Origin of the sequence: Nonomuraea sp. NPDC049480 (assembly GCF_044465905.1) — a bacterium.
Lineage (GTDB): Bacteria > Actinomycetota > Actinomycetes > Streptosporangiales > Streptosporangiaceae > Nonomuraea.
The window spans coordinates 40,486-61,542 of sequence record NZ_JBITMD010000023.1; the positions used below are offsets into that span (position 1 = coordinate 40,486).

General features: G+C 71.2%; 21 protein-coding genes. 10 read left to right on the forward strand and 11 right to left on the reverse strand.

Annotated elements, in window-relative coordinates; all coding sequences use genetic code 11:
• Positions 1-3: 3 nt before the first annotated feature.
• Complete coding sequence (rimP, locus tag ACIBX3_RS44870; protein WP_397126752.1) at positions 4-489, reverse strand: ribosome maturation factor RimP; 486 nt, start codon at positions 487-489, stop codon at positions 4-6.
• A 221-nt stretch (positions 490-710) separates the two neighbouring features.
• Here rimP and ACIBX3_RS44875 point away from each other — a divergent pair, with 221 nt between their 5' ends.
• Complete coding sequence (locus ACIBX3_RS44875) at positions 711-1,178, forward strand: hypothetical protein (protein WP_397126753.1); 468 nt, start codon at positions 711-713, stop codon at positions 1,176-1,178.
• Positions 1,175-1,645, forward strand: coding sequence for a ferritin-like domain-containing protein (locus ACIBX3_RS44880; RefSeq protein ID WP_397126754.1), 471 nt, complete (start codon positions 1,175-1,177; stop codon positions 1,643-1,645). Before ACIBX3_RS44875 ends, ACIBX3_RS44880 begins: the two co-directional genes overlap by 4 nt.
• On the opposite strand, the gene ACIBX3_RS44885 is transcribed toward ACIBX3_RS44880, so the two are convergent.
• A complete protein-coding gene (locus ACIBX3_RS44885) occupies positions 1,622-2,689 on the reverse strand; it encodes a DUF5937 family protein (RefSeq protein WP_397126755.1) in 1,068 nt (355 codons plus the stop codon). The genes ACIBX3_RS44880 and ACIBX3_RS44885 overlap by 24 nt on opposite strands.
• Positions 2,690-2,757: 68 nt before the next feature.
• On the opposite strand from ACIBX3_RS44885, the gene ACIBX3_RS44890 reads away from it, so the two are divergent.
• From ACIBX3_RS44890 to ACIBX3_RS44910, 5 genes are read left to right on the forward strand one after another with little or no spacing between them, the layout of a single operon-like run.
• Positions 2,758-3,603: a hypothetical protein gene (locus ACIBX3_RS44890; protein WP_397126756.1), complete on the forward strand. Its 846-nt coding sequence runs from the start codon at positions 2,758-2,760 to the stop codon at positions 3,601-3,603.
• Positions 3,600-4,586, forward strand: a complete 987-nt coding sequence (locus tag ACIBX3_RS44895) for a Bug family tripartite tricarboxylate transporter substrate binding protein (RefSeq protein WP_397126757.1) — start codon at positions 3,600-3,602, stop codon at positions 4,584-4,586. Before ACIBX3_RS44890 ends, ACIBX3_RS44895 begins: the two co-directional genes overlap by 4 nt.
• The gene (locus tag ACIBX3_RS44900) at positions 4,583-5,026 is read left to right on the forward strand and encodes a tripartite tricarboxylate transporter TctB family protein (protein WP_397126758.1); all 444 of its coding nucleotides are present in this window, start codon (positions 4,583-4,585) and stop codon (positions 5,024-5,026) included. Before ACIBX3_RS44895 ends, ACIBX3_RS44900 begins: the two co-directional genes overlap by 4 nt.
• A 1-nt stretch (position 5,027) precedes the next feature.
• Positions 5,028-6,527: a tripartite tricarboxylate transporter permease gene (locus ACIBX3_RS44905; protein WP_397126759.1), complete on the forward strand. Its 1,500-nt coding sequence runs from the start codon at positions 5,028-5,030 to the stop codon at positions 6,525-6,527.
• Between the two features lie 51 nt (positions 6,528-6,578).
• Entirely contained in the window at positions 6,579-7,259 is a 681-nt protein-coding gene (locus tag ACIBX3_RS44910; RefSeq protein ID WP_397126760.1) for a copper homeostasis protein CutC, read from the forward strand.
• 16 nt (positions 7,260-7,275) lie between these two features.
• Here the strand turns inward: ACIBX3_RS44910 and ACIBX3_RS44915 are convergent, their stop codons facing one another.
• The 6 genes from ACIBX3_RS44915 to ACIBX3_RS44940 are packed head-to-tail and all read right to left on the reverse strand — an operon-like array spanning position 7,276 to position 14,637.
• A complete protein-coding gene (locus ACIBX3_RS44915) occupies positions 7,276-8,433 on the reverse strand; it encodes a DUF6986 family protein (RefSeq protein WP_397126761.1) in 1,158 nt (385 codons plus the stop codon).
• Entirely contained in the window at positions 8,417-9,718 is a 1,302-nt protein-coding gene (locus tag ACIBX3_RS44920) for an FAD-dependent oxidoreductase (RefSeq protein ID WP_397126762.1), read from the reverse strand. The genes ACIBX3_RS44915 and ACIBX3_RS44920 overlap by 17 nt, the downstream gene beginning before the upstream one ends.
• An 8-nt stretch (positions 9,719-9,726) precedes the next feature.
• Positions 9,727-10,911 carry a class I adenylate-forming enzyme family protein gene (locus tag ACIBX3_RS44925; protein WP_397126763.1) on the reverse strand — a complete coding sequence of 395 codons (1,185 nt, stop codon included), beginning with the start codon at positions 10,909-10,911 and terminating at the stop codon, positions 9,727-9,729.
• A gap of 33 nt (positions 10,912-10,944) precedes the next feature.
• Positions 10,945-12,480: an AMP-binding protein gene (locus tag ACIBX3_RS44930; protein ID WP_397126764.1), complete on the reverse strand. Its 1,536-nt coding sequence runs from the start codon at positions 12,478-12,480 to the stop codon at positions 10,945-10,947.
• Positions 12,480-13,538, reverse strand: a complete 1,059-nt coding sequence (locus tag ACIBX3_RS44935; protein ID WP_397126765.1) for a hypothetical protein — start codon at positions 13,536-13,538, stop codon at positions 12,480-12,482. Before ACIBX3_RS44935 ends, ACIBX3_RS44930 begins: the two co-directional genes overlap by 1 nt.
• 31 nt (positions 13,539-13,569) lie before the next feature.
• Complete coding sequence (locus tag ACIBX3_RS44940) at positions 13,570-14,637, reverse strand: LLM class flavin-dependent oxidoreductase (RefSeq protein WP_397126766.1); 1,068 nt, start codon at positions 14,635-14,637, stop codon at positions 13,570-13,572.
• 94 nt (positions 14,638-14,731) lie between these two features.
• Here ACIBX3_RS44940 and ACIBX3_RS44945 point away from each other — a divergent pair, with 94 nt between their 5' ends.
• On the forward strand, positions 14,732-15,217 hold the full coding sequence (locus tag ACIBX3_RS44945) for a hypothetical protein (RefSeq protein ID WP_397126767.1): 486 nt from the start codon (positions 14,732-14,734) through the stop codon (positions 15,215-15,217).
• A 55-nt stretch (positions 15,218-15,272) separates the two neighbouring features.
• Here the strand turns inward: ACIBX3_RS44945 and ACIBX3_RS44950 are convergent, their stop codons facing one another.
• On the reverse strand, positions 15,273-16,238 hold the full coding sequence (locus ACIBX3_RS44950; RefSeq protein ID WP_397126768.1) for an acyl-CoA dehydrogenase family protein: 966 nt from the start codon (positions 16,236-16,238) through the stop codon (positions 15,273-15,275).
• 125 nt (positions 16,239-16,363) lie between these two features.
• Between ACIBX3_RS44950 and ACIBX3_RS44955 the strand changes: the two genes are divergently transcribed.
• On the forward strand, positions 16,364-17,035 hold the full coding sequence (locus ACIBX3_RS44955; protein ID WP_397126769.1) for a hypothetical protein: 672 nt from the start codon (positions 16,364-16,366) through the stop codon (positions 17,033-17,035).
• A 96-nt stretch (positions 17,036-17,131) separates the two neighbouring features.
• A complete protein-coding gene (locus tag ACIBX3_RS44960) occupies positions 17,132-18,874 on the forward strand; it encodes a proline--tRNA ligase (RefSeq protein WP_397126770.1) in 1,743 nt (580 codons plus the stop codon).
• A gap of 239 nt (positions 18,875-19,113) precedes the next feature.
• Here ACIBX3_RS44960 and ACIBX3_RS44965 read toward each other — a convergent pair whose 3' ends face one another.
• Both ACIBX3_RS44965 and ACIBX3_RS44970 read right to left on the reverse strand, forming a co-directional pair.
• Positions 19,114-19,716 carry a GNAT family N-acetyltransferase gene (locus ACIBX3_RS44965; protein WP_397126771.1) on the reverse strand — a complete coding sequence of 201 codons (603 nt, stop codon included), beginning with the start codon at positions 19,714-19,716 and terminating at the stop codon, positions 19,114-19,116.
• 200 nt (positions 19,717-19,916) lie between these two features.
• Positions 19,917-20,654, reverse strand: a complete 738-nt coding sequence (locus tag ACIBX3_RS44970) for a GntR family transcriptional regulator (protein WP_397126772.1) — start codon at positions 20,652-20,654, stop codon at positions 19,917-19,919.
• Between the last annotated feature and the right edge of the window lie 403 nt (positions 20,655-21,057).

A 21,057-nucleotide genomic window follows, 5' to 3' on the forward strand; every position in this document is an offset into this window, starting at 1 on the left:
CCCTTAGCCTTCGTCGCCGTCGACGTCGTCGATGCGGCGGAATTCCACCTGCACCCGTCCCCGGGTCAGGTCCACGTAATCAAGCCGGCGCGCGGACCCTGCGACGTCGATGTCGACGCCGCTCTCGTCCGCGGCCATGATGCGGCCCTCCACCACGGTGCCGTCCTTCATCTCGGCCTTCACCAGGCGTGTGGCCGCGCGACGCCAGTGGCGCGGCTCGGTGAGAGGACGGTCGACGCCCGGCGAGGAGACCTCCAGCGTGTAGGCCGCGTGGCCCATGGAGTCGTCGCCGTCCAGCGCCGCGGAGACGGCCTGGCTCACGTCGGCCACGTCGTCGAGGCTCACGCCGCCGTCCCGGTCGACGATCACACGCAGCAGCCTTCTTCTGCCTGCCTGGGTGACCGTGATGTCCTCCAGGTCGAGGCCCTCCGCGCTGACCACGGGCTCCAGGAGCTTCATCAGGTGGTCGCGGGGTGATGCGCTGCCCATATCGACCTCCCCTATGTGTCATGTCTCAGCCGGGCGGACCTCGCCACTGGCTCTCCGCCGTCCGGCCGCTCAGCCAGCGACGATAGTTGACACCCTATCCGTACGAGGGCACGGAAAGAGCGCCACTCGGCATGGTCGAATGGCGAGCGTCGCCTGACAGCGATCCCGGGCGCCAGCCCGTACGATGCTACCGATGCCGTAGTACTGGGAGGTCTAAGCTCGTGCGCCCGCGTCACCTCTCCCGGCGAGCCATGCTGGCGGGCGGAGCGGCCGCTCTCACCGCCTGCAGCGCCTCCGGCCCTCCGCAGCCGTCCGCCCAGGCCCCGGACTCCCCCGAGACGATCCTGCTGAAAAAGCTGGTCGCCGAGAAGGAACGCACGATCGCGCTCTATTCGTCGCTGATCGCGGGCGGGGCGCAGAAACTGGTCCCGTTCAGGGACCGCCATCAGGCCCATCTGAACGAGCTGCGCAAGCACGTCACGCTCACCGCCTCCGCCTCGGCCCCCGCGTCGCCGTCGCCGTCCGCCACGCCGAAGGCCTCGCTGTCGCGGCTGCGGGACCTCGAGCGCAAGGCGGCGGCGCTGCGGACGCGCCAGCTCGCGAGCGTCTCGCCCGGGGTGGCCCAGCTGATCGCCAGCATCGGCGCCTGCGAGGCCGCCCACGCCGTCGCCCTGCCGAGGTCGCTGTGAACGGCGACGACGTCGAAAAGCTGCGCAAGGCGCTGGCGGCCGAGCACGCGGCGGTGTTCGCGTACGGGCTGCTGGGCGCGCGCACCTCCGGCTCGCTGCGGGCCAGGATGACCGCGGCCTTCGACGCCCACCGGGCGCGCCGCGACCAGTTGCGCTCGTTCATCACGACGCGGGGCGGCCGGCCGGCCGAGCCCGACGCGTCCTACGCGCTGCCGTTCTTCCCGTCCAACGCCACGCTGGCCGCCAGGCTGGCGGCACACCTGGAGAGCGGCGTCACGGCCGCCTACCTGGAGCTGGTGGCCGCGCAGGACGCGGCGCTGCGCCGCTACGCCGCGCTGGCCATGCAGGAGGCGACGACTCGCGCGTACGCCTTCCGCCCCGCCCAGCCGCCCGCGTTCCCCGGCATGCCGGTCGCCGCGGCGGCCTCACCCCCGGCCACGCCCTCAGCGGTACAGGACGGAGAGTAGGTCGGGCCCGAGACGCTCGACGGCGGCGGCGTCGAGCTGGTAGTAGACGACCGAGCCGCGCCGGTGCGTGTGGACGAGCTCGGCCTCCCTGAGCCTGCGCAGGTGCCTGGAGACCTGGGGTGCCGTCATGCCGAGCTGCGTGGCCAGCTCGGCGGTGGCCACCGGGTTGCGCAGGATCGCGTAGCAGAGCCGCAGCCTGGTCGGGTCCTGGAGGGCGGCGAGCCGGCGCCTGGCCGTCTCCAGCGACGGCGTGGCGGCCTCGTCGGGGCTGTACTGGATGACGACCGGATAGCCGGGATAGTGCTTGATCACGAAGTGCGGCCGCCCGTGCACCGTGGGGACCAGCAGGCAGGGACGCCCGGCGTGAACCCGCGCGGTGGCGTTGTAGAGCTTGTCGAACACGATCCGCAGCGGCCCGGAGGCGGGGCCCGTGGCGGCGGCGGTCGGGTAGTCGGCGAGGGCCTGGGCGCCCTTGTTACGCAGGTCGCGGTCGCGCAGCGCGCCGTCGCGGTCCAGGGCGGGACGGAGCGCGGGCCACTCGGCGTCGAAGGCCGCGGCCGCGAAGGCGGCGAGGAAGCCGAGCAACTCGGCGCGGAACGCCTCCGGGTCCGCGCGCAGCCTGGCGCCGATCTCCATACGGCTGGTGGAGATCAGCCGGAGCCGGTGCAGCGTGTCGTCGCCCAGCCTGGGGGCCAGCTCGGTCTCGTTCTTGCCGATCAGGGCCTGCACGGTCATGGCCACGAAGTCGCCGATGGGCAGCTCGGCCACCGCCCGCAGCTCGGCGGCCAGCGTGCGCCGCGGCCCCGCCGACAGCGGCAGCAGATAGCGGGCGCGGAAGGGGCCCCAGAGCGGCGCCCAGGCGGCGGCCGTGGCCAGCAGCCCGCCGTCCGCGTCGCGGTGCGCCCTGGCCACCCAGCCCGCGCTGGCGGGGTGGTGGCCGGGCTCGTCGAGGACGTGCAGGCACGCGCACAACTCGGCCAGCGGCGACTGCTGCACGGTGATGGGCCCGGCGCCGGGTGAGTCGAGAAAGAGCGTGACGGCCACCCTGCAGGTTACCGCGTTCGCGTCAATCTCCTTGTGACCGAACACGTGTTTGCGCAGGCTGAGGGCCCATGGCTAAGGCACTGCACATGGTCAGGCATCCGACGGGGTTCTACTCGGCGGGTGCCACGACCGTCTTCGCGTCGCGATTCGACCAGAGGTTCTCATACTGCTTGTACGTGCCGTCCGCGCACGACCCGGACGGCGCGCCGCTGCCGATGGCGGTCCTGCAGCACGGGACGGGTAGGCGCGGCCCGCAGTACCGCGACAACTTCGCCGGGTGGGCCGAGGAACACGGCTGCCTGGTGCTCGCCCCGCTCTTCCCGGCCGGCATCGGAGACCCCGACGACCTGCACAACTTCAAGTTCCTCCGGTACGGCGACATCCGCTTCGACCGCGTGCTGCTGGCCATGGCCGACGAGGTCGGCGAGCGCTTCAACGTGGACGTCCGGCGGTTCCTGCTGCACGGGTTCTCCGGGGGCGGGCAGTTCGTGCACCGGTTCGCGTACCTGCATCCCGACCGGCTCTCCGGCTTGTCCATCGGCGCGCCGGGGCGGATCACGTACATCGATCACGACAGCCCGTGGTGGATCGGGTTGAAGGGGTTCGAGGAGGAGTTCGGCTGCGCTCCCCGGGTGGCGGAGCTGCGGGACGTGCCGGTGCAGATGGTCGTGGGCGGCGCGGACGTGGAGACCTGGGAGATCAACAACCAGGGCGACACCAACTGGATGGACGGCGCCGACGCCTACGGGGTCACGCGCGTCGAGCGGCTCAGGGCGCTGCGCGACAACTTCGAGGCCCACGGGATCGGCGTGCGGTTCGACGTCGTGCCAGGCGTGGGCCATGAGCCGATGCGGGTGCTGGAGCCGGTCAAGGAATTCTTCGCCTCGATACTCACCCCCCGGGAGTCATCATGAAGATCAAGTTGCTCACCGTCATGGCCGTGGCCGCCTCGCTGACCGGCTGCGCCGTGGGCGAGAGCGCCGACGCGGGCGGCGGCTACCCCAGCAAGCCCCTGGCGATCATGGCGCCGGGCAGCCCGGGCGGCGGCTGGGACACGCGGGCCCGCGGCATCGCCGGCTCGCTCAGCGACTGCAAGGTCGCCGACGTGGACGCCACGGTCACCAACGTGCCGGGCGCGGGCGGCACGATCGGGCTGGCCCAGTTCGCCAAGAAGAAGGGCGACCCCTACCAGCTCATGGTCATGGACAGCGTGACCATGCTGGGCGGCATCGTGAACAACAAGTCGCCGGTGGACCTCTCCTCGCTCACGCCCGTGGCCGGGCTGAGCCGGGGGCCGAGCGCGATCGTGGTGACGAAGAAGTCGCCGTACCAGGACCTGAAGGCGCTGCTCGACGCGATGGAGGCCCGCCCGCGCGGCGTCAAGTGGACCGGCGGCTCGCTCGGCGGGCCCGGCCAGATGACGGTGGCGGGGCTGGCCAAGGACAGGGGCGTCGCCGTCAAGGAGATCAACTTCGTGCCCACGGCGGGCGGCGGCGAGTCCATGAACCTCCTCCTCAGCGGCGCCGCCACCGCGGCCGTCGACACGGTCGCCGAGCTGCGCCCGCAGATCGACGCGGGCGAGGTGCGGGTGCTCGCGGTGGACTCCGAGCAGCGCGTCCAGAGCGTGGACGCGCCCACGATGAAGGAGCTGGGCCTCGCCGGCGAGGCCGTCGCGACGCTGGCCGGCGTGCTGGCCCCGGCCGGGCTGACGAAGGAGCAGCAGCAGGACGTCATCGGCCTGCTGGACAAGGTGCGGCAGACCTCGTGCTGGAAGAAGGTCCTGGAGCGCAACAACTGGACCGAGGACTGGCGGCCGGGTGACGAGTTCGGCAAGGTCCTGGCCGAGCAGCGTACCCAGGTCACCGCCATCCTGGGCGAGCTGGGGCTCGGCAAGTGACGCAGCGGATCGTCTCGCTCGGCTTCCTGGCGGCGGCCGTGGTGGTGCTGGCTCAGGCGTTCGCGATCCCGCGGGGCGACGGGTACCAGGCGGTGGGGCCGCGCGCGTTCCCGCTGCTGGTGGGGTGCGGGCTGGCCGTGGTGGCGGTCATCGGCGTCGTCCAGGCCTTCAGCGGCGGTACGGAGGCCGCTGAAGAGATCCACTGGCCCTCGGTGGGGATGCTGGTGGCCGCCCTGGCCGGGTACGCGCTGCTCCTCGTGCCCGCGGGTTACTGGCAGGCCACGACCGTCTTCTTCGCGGTCGTGGCCAGGGTGCTGGGGAGCCGGAGACCGGTCCGTGACGTGCTGGTGGGGCTGGTGCTGGCGCTGGCCACGTACTTCCTGTTCGACCGGCTCCTCGGCATCACGCTGCCGCCGGGCCTGATCCGATTGGCGATCTGAGATGGACGTGCTCGGCAACCTGCTCGACGGGTTCGGCCACGCGCTGAGCCTGCAGAACCTGCTGCTGGCCGTGCTCGGCGTCACCGTCGGCACCCTGGTGGGCGTGCTGCCCGGGCTCGGGCCCGCCACCACCATCGCGTTGCTGCTGCCGCTGACGTTCGTCTTCGACCCGGTGGGGGCGTTCGTCATGTTCGCCGGGATCTACTACGGCGGCATGTACGGCGGCTCCACGACCGCGATCTTGCTCAACATCCCCGGCGAGACGGCCTCGATCCCGACGACGCTCGAGGGATATCCGATGGCCCGGCGCGGCCGGGCGGGGGCGGCGCTGGCGACGGCGGCCATCGGGTCGTTCGTGGCGGGCACGATCTCCACGGTCGTGATCACGTTTCTGGCTCCCGGCATGTCGAACATCGCCAAGCTGATTCAGCCTGCCGAGTACTTCTCGATCATGGTGCTGGCGTTCGTGACGGTCACCTCGCTGATGGGGGACTCGATCGTCAGGGGGCTGTCGAGTCTCTTCCTCGGGCTGACGATCGGGATGGTCGGCATCGACCAGATGACCGGGCAGCCGCGCTTCGCCTTCGGAGTGCCCGAACTGTACGAAGGGCTGTCGGTGGTGGCGGTCGCGGTCGGGCTGTTCGCGGTGGCGGAGGCGGTCTCCACGGCCGCCGCCACGCACCTGCCCGCGCAGGCGCCCGTAGAGGTGGCCGGGAAGATCGGGATGACGAGGGAGGACTGGCGCCGGTCGTGGCGGCCTTGGCTGCGGGGGACCCTGTTCGGGCTGCCGATCGGGTCGCTGCCCGCTGGGGGCGCCGAGTTGCCGACCTTCCTGAGCTACAACGTCGAGAAGCGGTTGTCGCGGCACAAGGAGGAGTTCGGGCAGGGCGCCATCGAAGGGGTGGCGGGGCCCGAGGCGGCCAACAACGCGGCCTTCTCCGGGGTGCTGGTGCCGCTGCTGACGCTGGGGATTCCGACGTCGGCGACGGCGAGCATGCTGCTGATCGCGTTCCAGATCTACAACGTGCAACCCGGGCCGCGGCTCTTCGACCAGCAGCCGGTGCTGGTATGGACGCTGATCGCCAGCCTGTACATCGGGAACGTGATGCTGCTGGTGCTCAACCTGCCGCTGATCCGGGTGTGGGTGAAGCTGCTGACCGTGCCCGCCGCGCTGCTGACGGCCTCCATCCTGACGTTCGCCACGCTGGGGGTTTACTCGATCTCGCAGAGCGTTTTCGAGGTGCTGGTGGCGTACGGGTTCGGGCTCCTGGGATGGGTGCTGCACCGGGCCCGGTATCCGGTGGCGCCGTTGATCCTCGGGGCCGTGCTGGGGCCGTTGATGGAGGTGCAGTTCAGGCGGGCGCTGGCGTTCAGCGAAGGGGATCCGTCCGTTTTCGTGACACGTCCTGTGTCATTGGCCATCCTGCTGATCGCGGCGGCGTGCCTGGCAGGCCCGGCGTTCCTGCGCCGGCGTACGAAGGCCATGTTCCGTCCCAGGTAGCAGGGGCTCTTCCCGACACAAAGGCGCAGATCACCATATAACCTCTCCTGCATGACCGGATCCCTGCTCGAGGTGATCGCGCTCAACGTGCGCGACGCCGTGGCCGCCGAACAGGGCGGAGCCGACCGGCTGGAGGTCGTCGCCGACATGGCGGCCGACGGGCTGACCCCCTCCCCGGAGACGGTGGCCGCGATCGCCGCGGAATGCCCCCTGCCCCAGATGGTGATGCTCCGCTGCGACGCCGACTTCGCCGCCGGCCCCGACGTCCTGGAGCGGCTCGGCAGGGACGCCAAGGCGTTGGCGCAGGCCGGGGCGGCCGGGTTCGTGTTCGGGTTCCTCGACGGCGCGGGAGCCGTCGATCTGGCGGCGACCGAGGCGCTGATCCACGCCGTGTCCCCGCTGCCGTGGACGTTCCACCGGGCCGTCGACCACGCGGCCGACATCCAGGCGTCCTGGCGCGCCGTGCGCCTGCTGCCCAACCTCGCGACCGTGCTCACCTCGGGCTCGCCCATCGGGGTGGGGGACGGCCTGCCGACGTTACGGGCCAGGGCGGAGGCCGGCGACGGCTCGATCATCCTGGCCGGCGGCGGCCTGCGCCCGGCACATGTGCCGGCCCTGCTGGACTACGGCATCCGCGCCTTCCACGTCGGCTCGGCGGTGCGGGCGAGCTGGTCGGACCCGGTCGAGTGGCGGCAGGTACGCCAGTGGCGGGCCCTGGTCGAGCGCGACTGACCGGGCCGCCGCCCGGTCAGGGCAGGGCCGCGTCAGCCCTGCGCAGCGCGGCGGCGAGGGTGCGGACGGTGGCGGGCTCGTCCATGACGCCGCCACCGGCGTCCCGCTGCTCCTCCCAGGCGGTCACCCGCGCCCGGTAGGAGTCGTAGTCGGCCAGGTGGAAGGCGTAGACGGCGGCGAAGCGGCTCACCAGGTGCGACGGATGCATGTCCCAGCCCTGGTAGAACCCGTGCCGCAGCGAGTGCCGCACCAGCTCCGCGTGCCGCCGCCACAGCGCGTGCACGTCGGCCGCGCGGCCGGAGGCGGGCGAGGCGGCCAGCGACCCGTCGGAGAGCTCCACGCCCGTGCCGGCGAACGCGGTCTGCATCACGTGCCGGGCGTGGTCGCAGGCCGGATGGTCGAGCCGCTGCTCGTGCGGCGGCAGCCCGAGCGCGGCCGTGTAGTCGAATACGCCGAAATGCGCCGCCGCCAGCCGCCCGCCCAGCGACTCGGCCAGCTCGGCACGCAGGAACGGCAGCGTCTGCGGCGCCTCCACCTGCATCTCGAAACGCAGGCGAACCTCCAGCCCCTCCTCCAGCCGCGCCAGCACGTCCGCGAACTGCCCGAGGTAGTCCTCCATCAGCACCTTCGGGAACGTCACCGTGAATCCGGCGGGCAGCTCGCCGGCCCGCTCGGCCACGCCGGTGACGAATCCGGCGAGCGTCCGCACCGACCGACCCGGATCACCGTCCGCGAACGACTTCACCCGCGGCCCCCACCGCCGCGGCAGCGCCCCGGCGGCGTGCAGCGCGGCCACCGCCTCGGCGGCCTGCTCCACGTGCCCGTCCTCGACGTCGTCGGGCCGCACGCCGTAGCCGTCCTCGAAGTCGACGCGCAGGTCCTCGATCGGCTCGTGCGCGAGCTTGGCGAGCAGCCTCTCGTGGACGGCGGCGGCGAGCCCGTGCGGCACGCCGAAGACCTCGGTGAGCTCGCCGGGACCACCCAGATGGGCCTTGACCAGGGACAACGCCTGATCGCGCCACTCGCCGACCGTGCGCGCGGAGAACCTGTCGGCCGGCACGTACACGGTGTGGACCGGCTGCCATCCGGGGGCGGCCGTCAGGTGCGGGTAGCGGACCCGCTGGGCGCGGTACGCCCCCGCGAACCCACCGGGCGGTTCAGGGACGGCAGGCACGGAGCATGGCCTCCAGACCGACGAGCTTGACGCGTTCACCGCGGCCGAGTGACCTGGCCAGCTCGGCCTCGGCCGCCTCGATCGCGAGCCACTCATCGTACGTGACCGGCCGCACGCCCCGCTCGGCCAGCAGCGCCTCGATCGGCTCGCCGCCCACGCGCTCGTGCCCCTCCAGGTCGGCCAGGAGCGTACGGACGGTTTCCGCGGCGTCGGACTTGTTGGTGCCGATCACCCCGGTGGGTCCGCGTTTGAGCCAGCCGGCAACGTATTCGCGGTCGCGGACCCGGCCGGCCTCGTTCGGCACGGTCATGGTCTTCTCCGAGAACGGCACCCCGGGCAGCGGAACGCTCTGGTAGCCGACCGACCGCAGCACCATGCCGACCGGCAGCGTCTCGAACTCGCCCGTGCCCATCACGCGGCCGTCCTGCGACAGCCGGGTGCGCTCCAGCTTGAGCCCTTCGACCCGCTCGGCGCCGAGGATCTCCACGGGCCGCAGCCAGAAGCGCACGTCCAGGCGGCGCGGGCGGCCGACAGGCTCGCGGTCGGCCCACGACTGCAGGACCTTGATGTTGCCCTGGACCTGGCGCGGGAAGTCGCCGCCGAGTACGACGGCCTCGTCGGGGCGCACGCAGACGTCGGCGTTGGCCAGATCGCCCAGCTCGCGCAGCTCCTTCAGGGTGAACTTGGCGTGCTCGGGGCCGCGTCTGCCGACCATGTGGATGGCCTTGACCTGGCTCTCGGAGAGGCGCTGCAGCACGTCGTGGGGCACGTCGGTGGCGCGCAGCTCGTCGGCGGTCTTGGCCAGGACGCGGACGACGTCCACGGCCACGTTCCCGACGCCGATCACCGCGACCTCGGACGTGTCGAGCGTGAACCGGCCGGGATCGACGTCGGGGTGCCCGCAGTACCAGTTGACGAAGTCGGTCGCCGCCACACTCCCGGGCAGGTCCTCGCCGGGGATGCCGAGCTTCCTGTCGACCATCGCGCCCGTGCAGTAGACCACCGCGTCGTAGCGGCCCAGCAGGTCCTCGACGGACAGATGCGCGCCGAGCGTGACGCCGCCGAGGAAGCGGACCTCCGGCAGCTCCAGCACCCTCCGCAGGTAGTTCGCGATCGACTTGATCGACGTGTGATCGGGCGCGACGCCATACCTGACCAGCCCGTACGGGGTCGGCAGGCGTTCGAGCACGTCGACCTGCACGTCATGCGCCGACTGCTTGACCAGCGCCTCGGCCGTGTAGATCCCGGCGGGGCCCGATCCGATGACCGCCACACGCAACGCCACGCTGCCTCCTAAGACCCGGCCGCCCTGGACACGCGCCCCACCAGATGCAACCGGCCAGTGTCATCGATGTATCCCCGGTCGCCGGTGCGGACGAACCCGTCCCTGGCGAAAACCGATTGATCGGTGCTGTTGCCAACGTAGCCGCTCATCACCGCATCCGACCGGAGAAGCACCTCACCGGGCTCCTCGGGAGCCTGGACGCGGCCGCCCTCGTCCCGTACGGACACGTCCACCCCACCGCGCGGCCGGCCGACGCTCACCTCGGCGTCCTCGGGAGGGTCGTCGGGCCGCGTGCCGAGGCCCAGCCCGGCCTCGGTGCAGATGTAACGGTTGCAGACCGGCACGCCGTACCTGGCCCGCAGCGCCCTGATCAGCTCGGGCGGGGCGGGGGCGCCGCTGGACAGGATGAGCGTCAGGTCGGGCAGATCCCCGCCGCAGGCCAGGATGCGCGACAGCTGGTACGGGCTGCCGTGCAGCACCCCGATCCCGTGGTCCCGCATGATCCGCATGACCCCGTCCACATTCCACGACGGCAGCACGTGGCAGGTCCGCCCGGTCTGAAGGAAGATCGGCAACCGGGTGGCGAACCCGAGCCGGCCCAGCGGATGCGGCACCAGCCGGGCGTCGCCCGTGGCCCAGCGGGACCCCGCCCCGTGAGCGCGGATGGCCTCCAGCTGGCGGTTGCCGAACAACACGCCCTTGGGCGGCCCCGTCCTGCCGGAGGTGAACGCGATCACCACCGGGCGGCCGGGGTCGGGCGGGAGCGGCGGCGGTGGCGGCTCGGCCCTGCGCAGACCGGCCAGCCACGCGGGGTCGTACGCACGGCGTACCCGGCCGTCGCGCTCGACGGGCAGCGTCACCACGTCGAGCCCGGCCAGCGGCGGCAGCACGCGCGGGACGGTGATGACGATGGCCGGGTCCAGCATGGCCAGCAGCTCCACGCGTTCGGTGCCGATGCCCGCGGTCACCGCGCCGATCTTCGCGGCGGCGACATAGCAGATCACGAACTCGGGGCCGTCGGGGAGCGCGAGGACCACGACGTCGCCGATCCGGGCGCCTCGATGGGCGAGCCCGGCGGCCACCTCGTCGGAGAGCCGGTCGAGATCGGCGAAGGTCAGCGAAGTGGAGCCGGTGACCACGGCCGCGCGCGCCCCGAACCTACGTGCGGCCGCCCCGGCCAGCAGGCGCAACATGGCAGCTCCTGGGACAGCGGGCGCACTACCAACTTAACTCGCCCGCCGCTCCCGGTCGCGTAGTGCGATCTTGTCGATTTTGCCGTTGACGTTGGTGGGGAGGGAGTCGACGACGACGACCCGCTTGGGGACCTTGTAGTTGGACATGTTGTCCCGCGCCCACGCGATCAGCGCCTCGGGGTCGACGGTCGCGCCCGGCCTGGGCACGACGTACGCCACCCCCGCCTCGCCGGTGACCGGGTCCGGCACGCCGACGACCGCCACCTGGGCCGGCGACCCCTCGCGCAGCAGGAGCGACTCGACCTCGGCCGGGGACACGTTGAAGCCGTTGACGATGTAGAGCTCCTTCTTGCGGTCCACGATGGCGAGGTTGCCGTGCTCGTCCAGTACGCCGACGTCGCCCGTGTGCAGCCAGCCGCCGGCGTCGACGGCCTCGGCCGTCTTCCCGGGGTCGTCCCAGTAGCCGCGCATCACGCCGTACCCGCGCTGGAGGATCTCGCCGCGCTCGCCTGTCGCGACCTCCTTGCCGTCGTCATCGACGATCTTGACCTCGATGCCCGGCACGGGCCGTCCGGTGGTGGTGGCGATGACGTCGATGGGGTCGCCCGCCCTGGTCATCGAGACGACCGTGCCCTCCATCAGCCCGTACGCGTTGATCATCCGTTCCAGGCCGACCCGCTCGACCAGCCGCCTGATCAGGGTCGCCGGGACGGCGGCCGCGCCGCAGATGGCCACCCTCAGCGACGACACGTCCCAGGAGCCGCGCTCCAGCTCGTCCAGGATGCGGTGGAAGAGCGTGGGCGGCCCGGCCAGGATCGTGACGCGCTCGGCCGAGATCAGCGACATGAGCGCGTCCGGAGTGAAGATCGGGATCGGCAACATCGTGGCCCGGCGCAGCACGCAGGCGACGAGCCCGGCGTTGAGCCCGAACCCGTGGCTGAACGGCGCGATGATCGGATAGCGGTCGTGCTCGTCCAGCGTGACGATCTCCGACCAGTCCCAGTAGCCGCGCAGGACCTGGGCGTGATCCAGCATCACGCCCTTGGGCGTGCCGGTCGTGCCCGACGTGGACATGATCTCGCACAGGTCATCGGGGCGGAGCGCGAGCGCCCTGTCCTCGGCCTCCCGTTCGGAGACCCGCCTGCCGAGAGCGCGTAACTCCTGCGCCGGGGGGACGATCGTGTGGCGCAGGCCGGGCAGCGGCGGGAGCAGCCCGGCGAGCGGGACGGCCGTGGGCCCCTCGCCGGTGATCAGCACCTTCGCACCGGTCTTCTCGATGAGCTGGGCGGCCTCGATGCCCTTGTACCTCGACGACAGCGGCACGATCACCGCGCCCGCGTCCCAGATCCCGAACGCGTGCGTCACCCAGTACGCGGAGTTCATCCCCCACATCGCCACCCGGTCGCCGGGCTCGACGCCGAGGGCGATGAGGCCGCGGGCGACGTCGGCGGCCGCCGACCGCAGGTCCGACAGCGTCACCCGCGTGCCGCCCTCGGCGATCACCACGGCGTCGGGATGGCGCTCTGCCTGGTCGCGCAGCATGCGGGGCAGCGTCTCCCAGTCCGGCATCATTGGATGAGAGCCCGGTCCCTGCCCAGGTGGTGGCCGCGCAGGTCGTTCACGGTGCCCGGCCGTGGCGTCTCGGAGACGTCCTGGGCGATCTCCACGCCGATCGACACGGGGGTCAGCGCCTGGACGGCCTGCTGGATCCGCGAGCGCCACATGGGGTTGCCGACCAGGCTCTCCCGGTTGAACGTCACGGTGAGCACGGCCGCGTCCAGCGTGCCCTGCCGGCTGATCGCGAGGTCCCAGCCGGCCACGCCGTCGATCTTCGACAGCGCCTTCTCGACGCGCGGCAGCGCCAGCCACACGCCCCTGACCAGCACATGGTCACCCACGGTGTGCGCCGGCGCCGGCAGGCCCTCGCCCGCCTTCGCCACCTGGCCGGTTCTGAGCACGACGTCGCCGAGCGTCGAGTGCCCGTGCGGGGTGACGACCAGTTCGACCGGCGCGGCGCCCGGACCGGGGGCCTCGTCCTTGGCCAGGGCCGCCAGGCCCAGCACATCGTCCGCGAGCGGCGTGAGCGGGTCCTCCTCGGACGCGCGCCAGGCCAGGGGCGTGCCGCCGAACGGGCTGGCGTACACCTCGGTGACCCGTGCCTCGAACTCATCCGCCAGGTGGCCGATCGTGCGTTTCGAGGCGATCTCGCCGGTCACGACGATGTTCCTGAGCCCGAGGTCCAGCGGGTCCAGGAGGAACTCCAGGTGCAGGCGGGCCAGGAAGTCCATCGCGCCCGTCGGGGTGGCGACCAGCGTGGTGGCCTTCAGCGCGGACAGCGCGTGGTGCAGGCGCATCCGGCCGCGCGGCCCCACGGCGGCGGCGGCCTGCGCGACGTCGGCCGCGGCGGCGCTCCACAGCGCGCCCGCGGGCTCGGCGAGCGCCACCACGACGCGGTCGCGTTCACCGACGCCGGCCGCCCGCAGCGCCGCCGCGGTCAGCCCGGCGGCGGCCGTACGGTCCTCGGGGCCCATCGGGAAGACGCTCGACACGTCGGGGGAGACGAGCAGGAGCCCGGTGGCCGTCCGCGCGGCGGCCCCGAGATCATCGCGGGTCAGCCAGCGGGTCATCCGGCCACCGCCCCGGCAGCGAACACGGTCATCAGCGCACCACCTCGGTCATGAACAACGTCATCGACTCGCACACCCGCTCGTGCGCCAGCCCGCCGACCTGGGCCTGGATGATGAGGTCCGTGGCGCCGGCCTCGGCGATCCTGGCCAGGGCCTTGCGCGAGCCCTCCACGTCGTCCACCACCACCATGAGGTGCTCGCGCAGCGTGGCCATGGACTCATCGGGCGGGAGCCCGGCCGCGAGCTGGCCGAGCACGCGGTGGGTGGCGTGGCGGGCGTCGTAGTAGTCGGGCGGGGTGACGAGATTGACCTGGCGCCGGATGTACCACAGGACGGGGTCGGCGGCCGCGGCGTTGGCCTCCTCCCGGGTGGGGGCGACGAACCACGGGATCATGAGGGCGACGCGCCGGCTGGCGGGGTCGAAGCCATGCTCCGCCAGACATTCCCGATATTTCGCGATGTCGGCGGCGACGTCGTCGATGCCCTTGAGCATCGTCATGCCGAGCAGGTTGTACCCGTGCCTGGCGGCCGCCAGGTACCCCTCCAGCGACGTGGACGCCACCCACACCGGGGGATGCGGCCGCTGGACCGGCCGCGGGTAGACGGCCACATCGGGGATCTCGAAGAACTCGTTCGACCGGCTGACCGGCTCGCCGTCCGCCTCCCAGATGGCCAGCGTCGCCTCCAGCGAGTCCTCCCAGATCTGCCGGGACTTCTCGAACGGCCGCTGGAACGCCTGATACTCCAGCGGCGAGGCCCCGCGCCCGGTCCCGAACTCCACCCGCCCGCCGCTCAGCACGTCCAGCGTGGCCACGCGCTCCGCCGTGCGGATCGGGGACTGGAACGGCAGCAGCACCACGCCGAGCCCCAGGTGGATGCGCTCGGTTCGCTGGGAGATGGCGGCCAGGACCAGGTCGGGGGCGGAGGAGTGGGAAAAGCCCCTGGTGAAGTGGTGCTCGACGAACCAGGCGGTGTCGAAGCCCAGCCGGTCCCCCAGCACGACCTGCTCGACCACGTTGTGGAACGCCTGTTGCTCGACTTCGCGGGTGCGGCCGCGGACCTCCAGTTCGTACCCCAGGCTGATCCTCAGGGACGTCATCGCGCCTCCGGCACAGTAGTAAACCAAGCGCTCGCTTGGTAGAGAGTATCAGCAGCAAAGTCTTGCGGGAAGGGTGCGGGCGCGATCAGAGTGGATGGCTGTGAAGCGAAAGTACGCGCTGAGGCGGCCGAAAAATGCCACGGTCCCCGACCAGGGCGACGACGATCTCTCGCTCACGAGTGCCCGCCGCTACGAGGCGTTCGGCCGGGTGATGGCCGCACTGGCGACCGAGGCCGACTTCATCGAGTCCTGCCGCGACCTGACCTGGTGGCGCGGATCCGACCACAGCTGGCACATCGAGTGGCGCGACGGGCCGTACGCGTCGGAGGTGGCGACCCTGCTGGCCGAGCAGGTGCGCGACCCAGGCTACGAGGGCTCGCTCGTCGCCGAGGCGGGCCCGGGCAACGACGCCTCGGCCGTGCTGGACGTGATGGGCGTGCGCTTCGAGCTGCGCGCGATCGACCCGATGGGCCGGGCCACCGTACGCGCGCGGCCGGGTTTCTGGCGCCTGGCCGAGGCCCTCGACACCACCCGCCGCACCAACGCCCGCCATCCGTGGGAGGAACTCCTGGGCGGCTAGGCGCCGGCGCTTCCTGTCGTCTGTGTGATCGCAACAGGGGACGACGCGGCGCCGATCAGGGGACGAGCGGGACCGGGTCGCCGAAGACGTGGGCCGCCAGGCGGGCCCGGTGAGCCTGGGGCGGGCCGAAGAGCTGCGCGTCGGACGTGGCCCGCTTGAGATACCGGTGCGCCGGGTGCTCCCAGGTGACCCCGATCCCGCCGTGGACCTGGATGTTCTCCCCGGCCGCCGTCAGATACGCCTCCGTGCAGTACGACCCCGCGATCGCCGCGAACACCCCGTCCACGGCCGCCGCCCCGGCCGCCGACCGGGCCGACTCCACGAGGAGCAGCACGTCGGCCAGCTTGTGCTTGATCGCCTGGAACGACCCGATCGGCCGCCCGAACTGGTGCCGCCGCCCGGCGTGCTCGACCGCCATCTCCAGACAGCGCTCCGCCCCGCCCACCTGCTCGGCGGCCAGCGCCGCGATGCCGAGGTCGCGCACGCGGGCGTGCGACGCGCCGTCGCCGAGCCGCCGCACGGGGACGTTCTCGAAGGTCAGCCGCGTCAGCGGCCTGCTCTCGTCCATGGTCCGGTACGGCTCCCGCCGCGTGGGCACGGCCTCGACCAGCGCGTCGCCGACGTAGAGGAGCACCAGCTCGCCCTCCAGCGCGTACGGCACCACACCCGTCAGCAGCCCGTCCGCCAGCCGCAGGCCACCGTCGCCCGGCAGCACCACGGTCGCGGTCGAGGACCCGTCGGCCAGCGCCGCGAGCAGGTCGGAGGCTCCGCACGCGACGGCGGCCTCGACGGCCATCACCGCGGACTGCAGGAATGGATGCGGCGACAGGACCCGCCCCAGCTCCTCCGCCACGGCGGCCATTTCGGCCGGCCCGCAACCGGCGCCGCCGCATTCCTCGGGGACGAGCAGTCCCGCGACACCGACGTCACGCGCGAATTCCCGCCAGGACGCGCCGGGACGCCCGGCGAGGTAGTCGCGGACAACGGCGCGGAGCTCATCGGGAAGCGACACGGCCCTCATGCTAACCAAGCGATTGCTTGTTTTGGTAGAGGTATGACCGAAATTTGCCTTTTGTGTAGGTTTACATAATCTGAGGGCGGTCATCCCTAGGAGTTACCGGGTGAGGGTTGACCAGGGACATGGAGATGAACAACACCGCAATCGACTACGCCGACTTCGCCGAGTACGACCGCCGGCAGCGCGGCATCGAACTCCATCTGGTCGCGGCCTTCCTCGGCGGACTGGCCGTCGGCCTCATCGGCATGCTCGTATCCGGCCGCGGCCCCGGCTGGATCGACCAGTTCTACGAGCCGTATGTCTACCTCGCCCTGTCCCTGGCCGTCGGGGTCAGCGCGTCAGGGTTCGGCTGGGCGCTGCTGACGACTTTCCTGGCGGCGGTGTCCACGCTGGTCGCGGCCATGGGCGCGAGCGTGCTCCGCGGCGATCTCACCTTCGACGTCATCGGCGGCAGCGCCGCCGGGCTCAACTGGACCCTCACCCTGCTCGTCGGCCTGGGCCTGCTGGCGTACGTCACCCGCCGGGACGACGCCTGGGGCGACCTGGCGGCGGGCACGATCGGCGCGGCGCTGATCGCGGACGTCCTGGACCGGGCGACGCCCGGGTTCATCGACAGCGAGCACGCGTTCTGGCCCGTGCCCGCGCTGACCGTCGGGCTGCTGGCGGTCGGCCTGGTGCTCGCGCTGCGCAGGAGGGCCCGCGCCCGGGTCCGCGCCCTCGCGCTCTCGGCGGTCTTCTCCGGCCTGTTCGCGGTCGGCCTGGCGACCTTCGTGCCGGACTGGGTCCCACTGGTGGCCTGACGCCTGCCGCGCCCCTCGCCATTAAGCCCGAGCGAACGGCGTCCCCCACTCGATAGCCTGTAATCCTTCACGTCCGGGTTCGAGCAAGGAGTAGCCGTGTTGCTGCGCATGTCGTCGTTGTTTCTTCGCACCCTGCGGGACGACCCGGCAGACGCGGAAGTGCCGAGCCACAAGCTCCTGGTCCGCGCCGGCTACGTCCGCCGCGTGGCGCCGGGCATCTACTCCTGGCTGCCCCTCGGCAAGATCGTCCTGGAAAACGTCACCAGGATCGTCCGCGAGGAGATGAACCGGATGGGCGCCCAGGAGGTGCTCTTCCCCGCCCTGCTGCCCCGCGAATACTACGAGGCCACCGGCCGCTGGACCGAATACGGCGACACGCTGTTCCGGCTGCAGGACCGCAAGGGCGCCGACTACCTCCTCGGCCCCACGCACGAGGAGCTCTTCACCGACATGGTCAAGGGCGAATACTCCTCCTACAAGGACTATCCGGTCACCCTTTACCAGATCCAGACCAAATACCGTGACGAGGCCAGGCCCCGGGCGGGCATCCTGCGCGGCCGCGAGTTCCTCATGAAGGACTCCTACTCGTTCGACCTCGACGACGACGGGCTCAAGCGCTCCTACGAGCAGCACCGCGAGGCGTACATCAAGACCTTCGACCGGCTCGGCATCCGCTACAAGATCGTGTTCGCCCAGTCGGGCGCCATGGGCGGGTCGGCGTCGGAGGAGTTCCTCGCGCCCACGCCCACCGGCGAGGACACGTTCGTGGCCTGCCACTCGTGCGGCTACGCGGCCAACGCCGAGGCCGTCACCACGCCCGCCCCCGCCGCCCGCCCGTACGACGACGCGCCGGCCCTGCGGGTCATGGACACCCCCGACACCCCGACCATCCAGACCCTGGTGTCGTACGTCAACGAGCACCACGGCCTGTCCATCACCGCCGCCGACACGCTGAAGAACGTCGTCGTCAAGATCTCCACACCCGGCTCCGACAAGGTCGAGACACTGGTCATCGGCGTCCCGGGCGACCGCGAGGTCGACTTCAAGCGCCTGGAGGCCGCGCTGGCGCCCGGCGAGCCCGCCATCTTCGAGTCCGAGGACTTCGTCCGCCACCCGGGCCTCGTACGCGGCTACATCGGCCCGCAGGCCCTGCGCGAGCTCGGGATCCGCTACCTGGTCGACCCCCGCGTGGTCACCGGCAGTTCCTGGGTGACCGGCGCCAACGAGCCGGGCAAGCACGCCGCCAATGTGATCGCGGGCCGCGACTTCACCCCCGACGGCACCATCGAGGCCGCCGAGGTGCGCGCCGGCGACCCCTGCCCGCGCTGCGGCTCTGAGCTGTCCATCGACCGCGGCATCGAGATCGGCCACATCTTCCAGCTCGGCCGCAAGTACGCCGACGCCGCCGGTCTCGACGCCCTCGGCCCCGACGGCAAGCCGAAGCGCATCACGATGGGCTCCTACGGCATCGGCGTCTCACGTGCCGTGGCGGTCATCGCCGAGCAGGCCTACGACTCGCTCGGGCTGGTGTGGCCGCGCGAGGTGGCCCCCGCCGACGTGCACATCGTCGGCACCGGCAAGGAAAACCAGGTGGAGGCCGCCCTGGAGCTGGGCGTCCAGCTGGAGTCCCGCGGCCTGCGCGTCCTGGTGGACGACCGGCCGCAGGTCTCGCCCGGCGTGAAGTTCAAGGACGCCGAGCTGCTGGGGGTTCCGACGATCGTGGTGGTCGGGCGCGGGCTGTCCCAGGGCGTGGTGGAGCTCCGCGACCGTGTCACAGGCGAGAAGTCGGAGATCGCCCTGTCCGACGCGGCGGACCGCATCACATCCGCCATCGCCTGACCCCACCCCTCCCCTCGCTTCCATCGGGGTCACGCCCATGGAACAACGTCCGGCGGGGCGGTGGCCCAAGAACCGCGCTCCCCAGGGAGCGCGGTGTCGGGCCCATTCACTCAGGTGAACGCAGAGAACCGAGGACGCTTCGGGGCCGGCGGGACGGGCCCGGCCCGTCCCGCCTCCGAGGCAGGCCGGGCCCGCCCCGGGGGCAGGCTCACCCAAGGGCCGGGCCCGGTGGTCGCCGGTCAGGCGGTGATCAGTTCCGCTGCCGTCAGGTCACGGAAGGCCGTCGTGGACAGGTCCTCCGAATGGCGTTGGAAGAGGGCGCCGGAGGAGCGGTGAGGGAGGTCGACCGTGCGGATGTGGTGGAAGCCGCGGCTGCGGTAGTAGTGCTGCAGGCGCGGATTCGCCTTGGCGCAGTCGAGGCGAACCCACGGCAGCCCGGACGCGAACGCCGAGGCGCTGGCCCAGTCCAGGAGGGCGTCGCCGAGGCCGCTCCCGGACCACGGCCGGGCCACGGCCAGTTTGTGGATGTAGAGCGCGGCCCCCGGATCGTCGGAGGGGGTCCAGAACTCCGGGTCGGCGTGGTCGTCGACGGCTATGGTGGCCACCGGCGGTGCTGAATCGTCGGGGTCGAGATAGCGAAGCTCGTCGTCTAGCAGGAACAGCACCCGCTCCTCTATGAGCGGCTCGATCCGCTCAGGACCGAACCCGTTGCGGGGCCACTGTCGTACTCCCTGCGCATAGAGCCACTCGGCGGTGTCCGAGAGCAGCGTGAGGACGCCGGGAAGGTCCGAGGGTTCCGCTCGCCGGAGCGAGAGCGGATGAAGCAGGGTGTTTGTGTGCATAATACAACTCCCGTTGCGTTGGGTTTCTACGCGTGCGCATAGCGTGATGGCGCAATGTCGCGTAGGGGCGAAATGGGGCCTCAACCCGATATATATGGATAAATGGCGATTTAGGGGAGTATGCACGACTCCCCCAGGCCAGCGAGGCGGCTATTTCTCGCTGCGCCCGGCCGGCGAAATCACCCCTTCATCCGAGCCCGTTAGCGGCGGTCGAGCTCGTATCTGATCAGATGCTTGTCGGCGGGAAGCACCGACACAGCGACACGCACTGGCATGTCGGCCCCGTCGTATCCGACTCGGACATACACCATGACTGGTGTGCCGAGTTCGAGTTGGAGGCGCTCCGCCTCCTCTTGGTTGGGCATGCGGGCCCAGATGTCGTCGACGACGCGCACCTGCGCATGACCCAGCTCTTCCAGCACCCGGTTCGCCCCTCGCGCGATGTCTCCGGGCCTGGCGATCTCGGAATCGGCAACCATGTCACGGGGGAAATAGGAATCGTTGGTGTTGTACGGCTGGCCGTCCACGAATCGCAGACGACGTCTCACCACGGCCAATTCCCCATCCGCCAACTCCAGCCTGCTGGCGATCTCCTCGACGGGAGAAACCGTCAGCACTTCAATGTACTGGCTCGGCGCGCGGCCTTCCTGCGCAACGGCGTAGGCGAAGGCCTCCCGTAGTTCCCCAGTGGGTTGCGGCTCCAGCTCTCGCTGGGGATAGATGAGCAGCGGTCGCCGGTCTCTGACCACGGTCCCGCGCCGCGGCGTGCGCGTGACGAGCCCTTCGTTGACGAGCTCTCCGAGGGCCAGCCGTACGGTGTTCCTGCTCACCCCATGGTCTTCCATGAGCTGTGCCTCGGTCGGAAGCTGTGCCCCGGGGCCGAGGACACCCGAGTAGATGGCTCGACGCAACTCCGCAGCCACCTGCTGATACAGCACCGACCTTGCCACTTTCACCCCTTTTGTTCCAACAATTTAGACGATCTGGTTCTAGCAGGCCACAACCCCTTGACCGAACCCCCTTGAGCGGCCCATCATCCATTCGTTGGTACAAATCCATCTAAAGGCCGGTGAGGGGGTGAAGGCCAGTGTTGCCGGTCCGCACGGGTACGCCGTACCTGCCCTGGCATGCCCATGGTGACGCAACACGTTTACTGCGTTACGCGTTGCCCCGCCAGGGGTTCACCCACACCTACCAGAGCAATCGGCATGGCGAGTCCGTGCAATCGGTGTTGACTGAGCTGACCGTGTGGTGCAATGACGGATCCTTTGTCTGGAACGAGGAGGGTGGCGCCCCCGTCACGCACCCCATTGATGACCCGGTTGGTGCAGCTCGACGCAT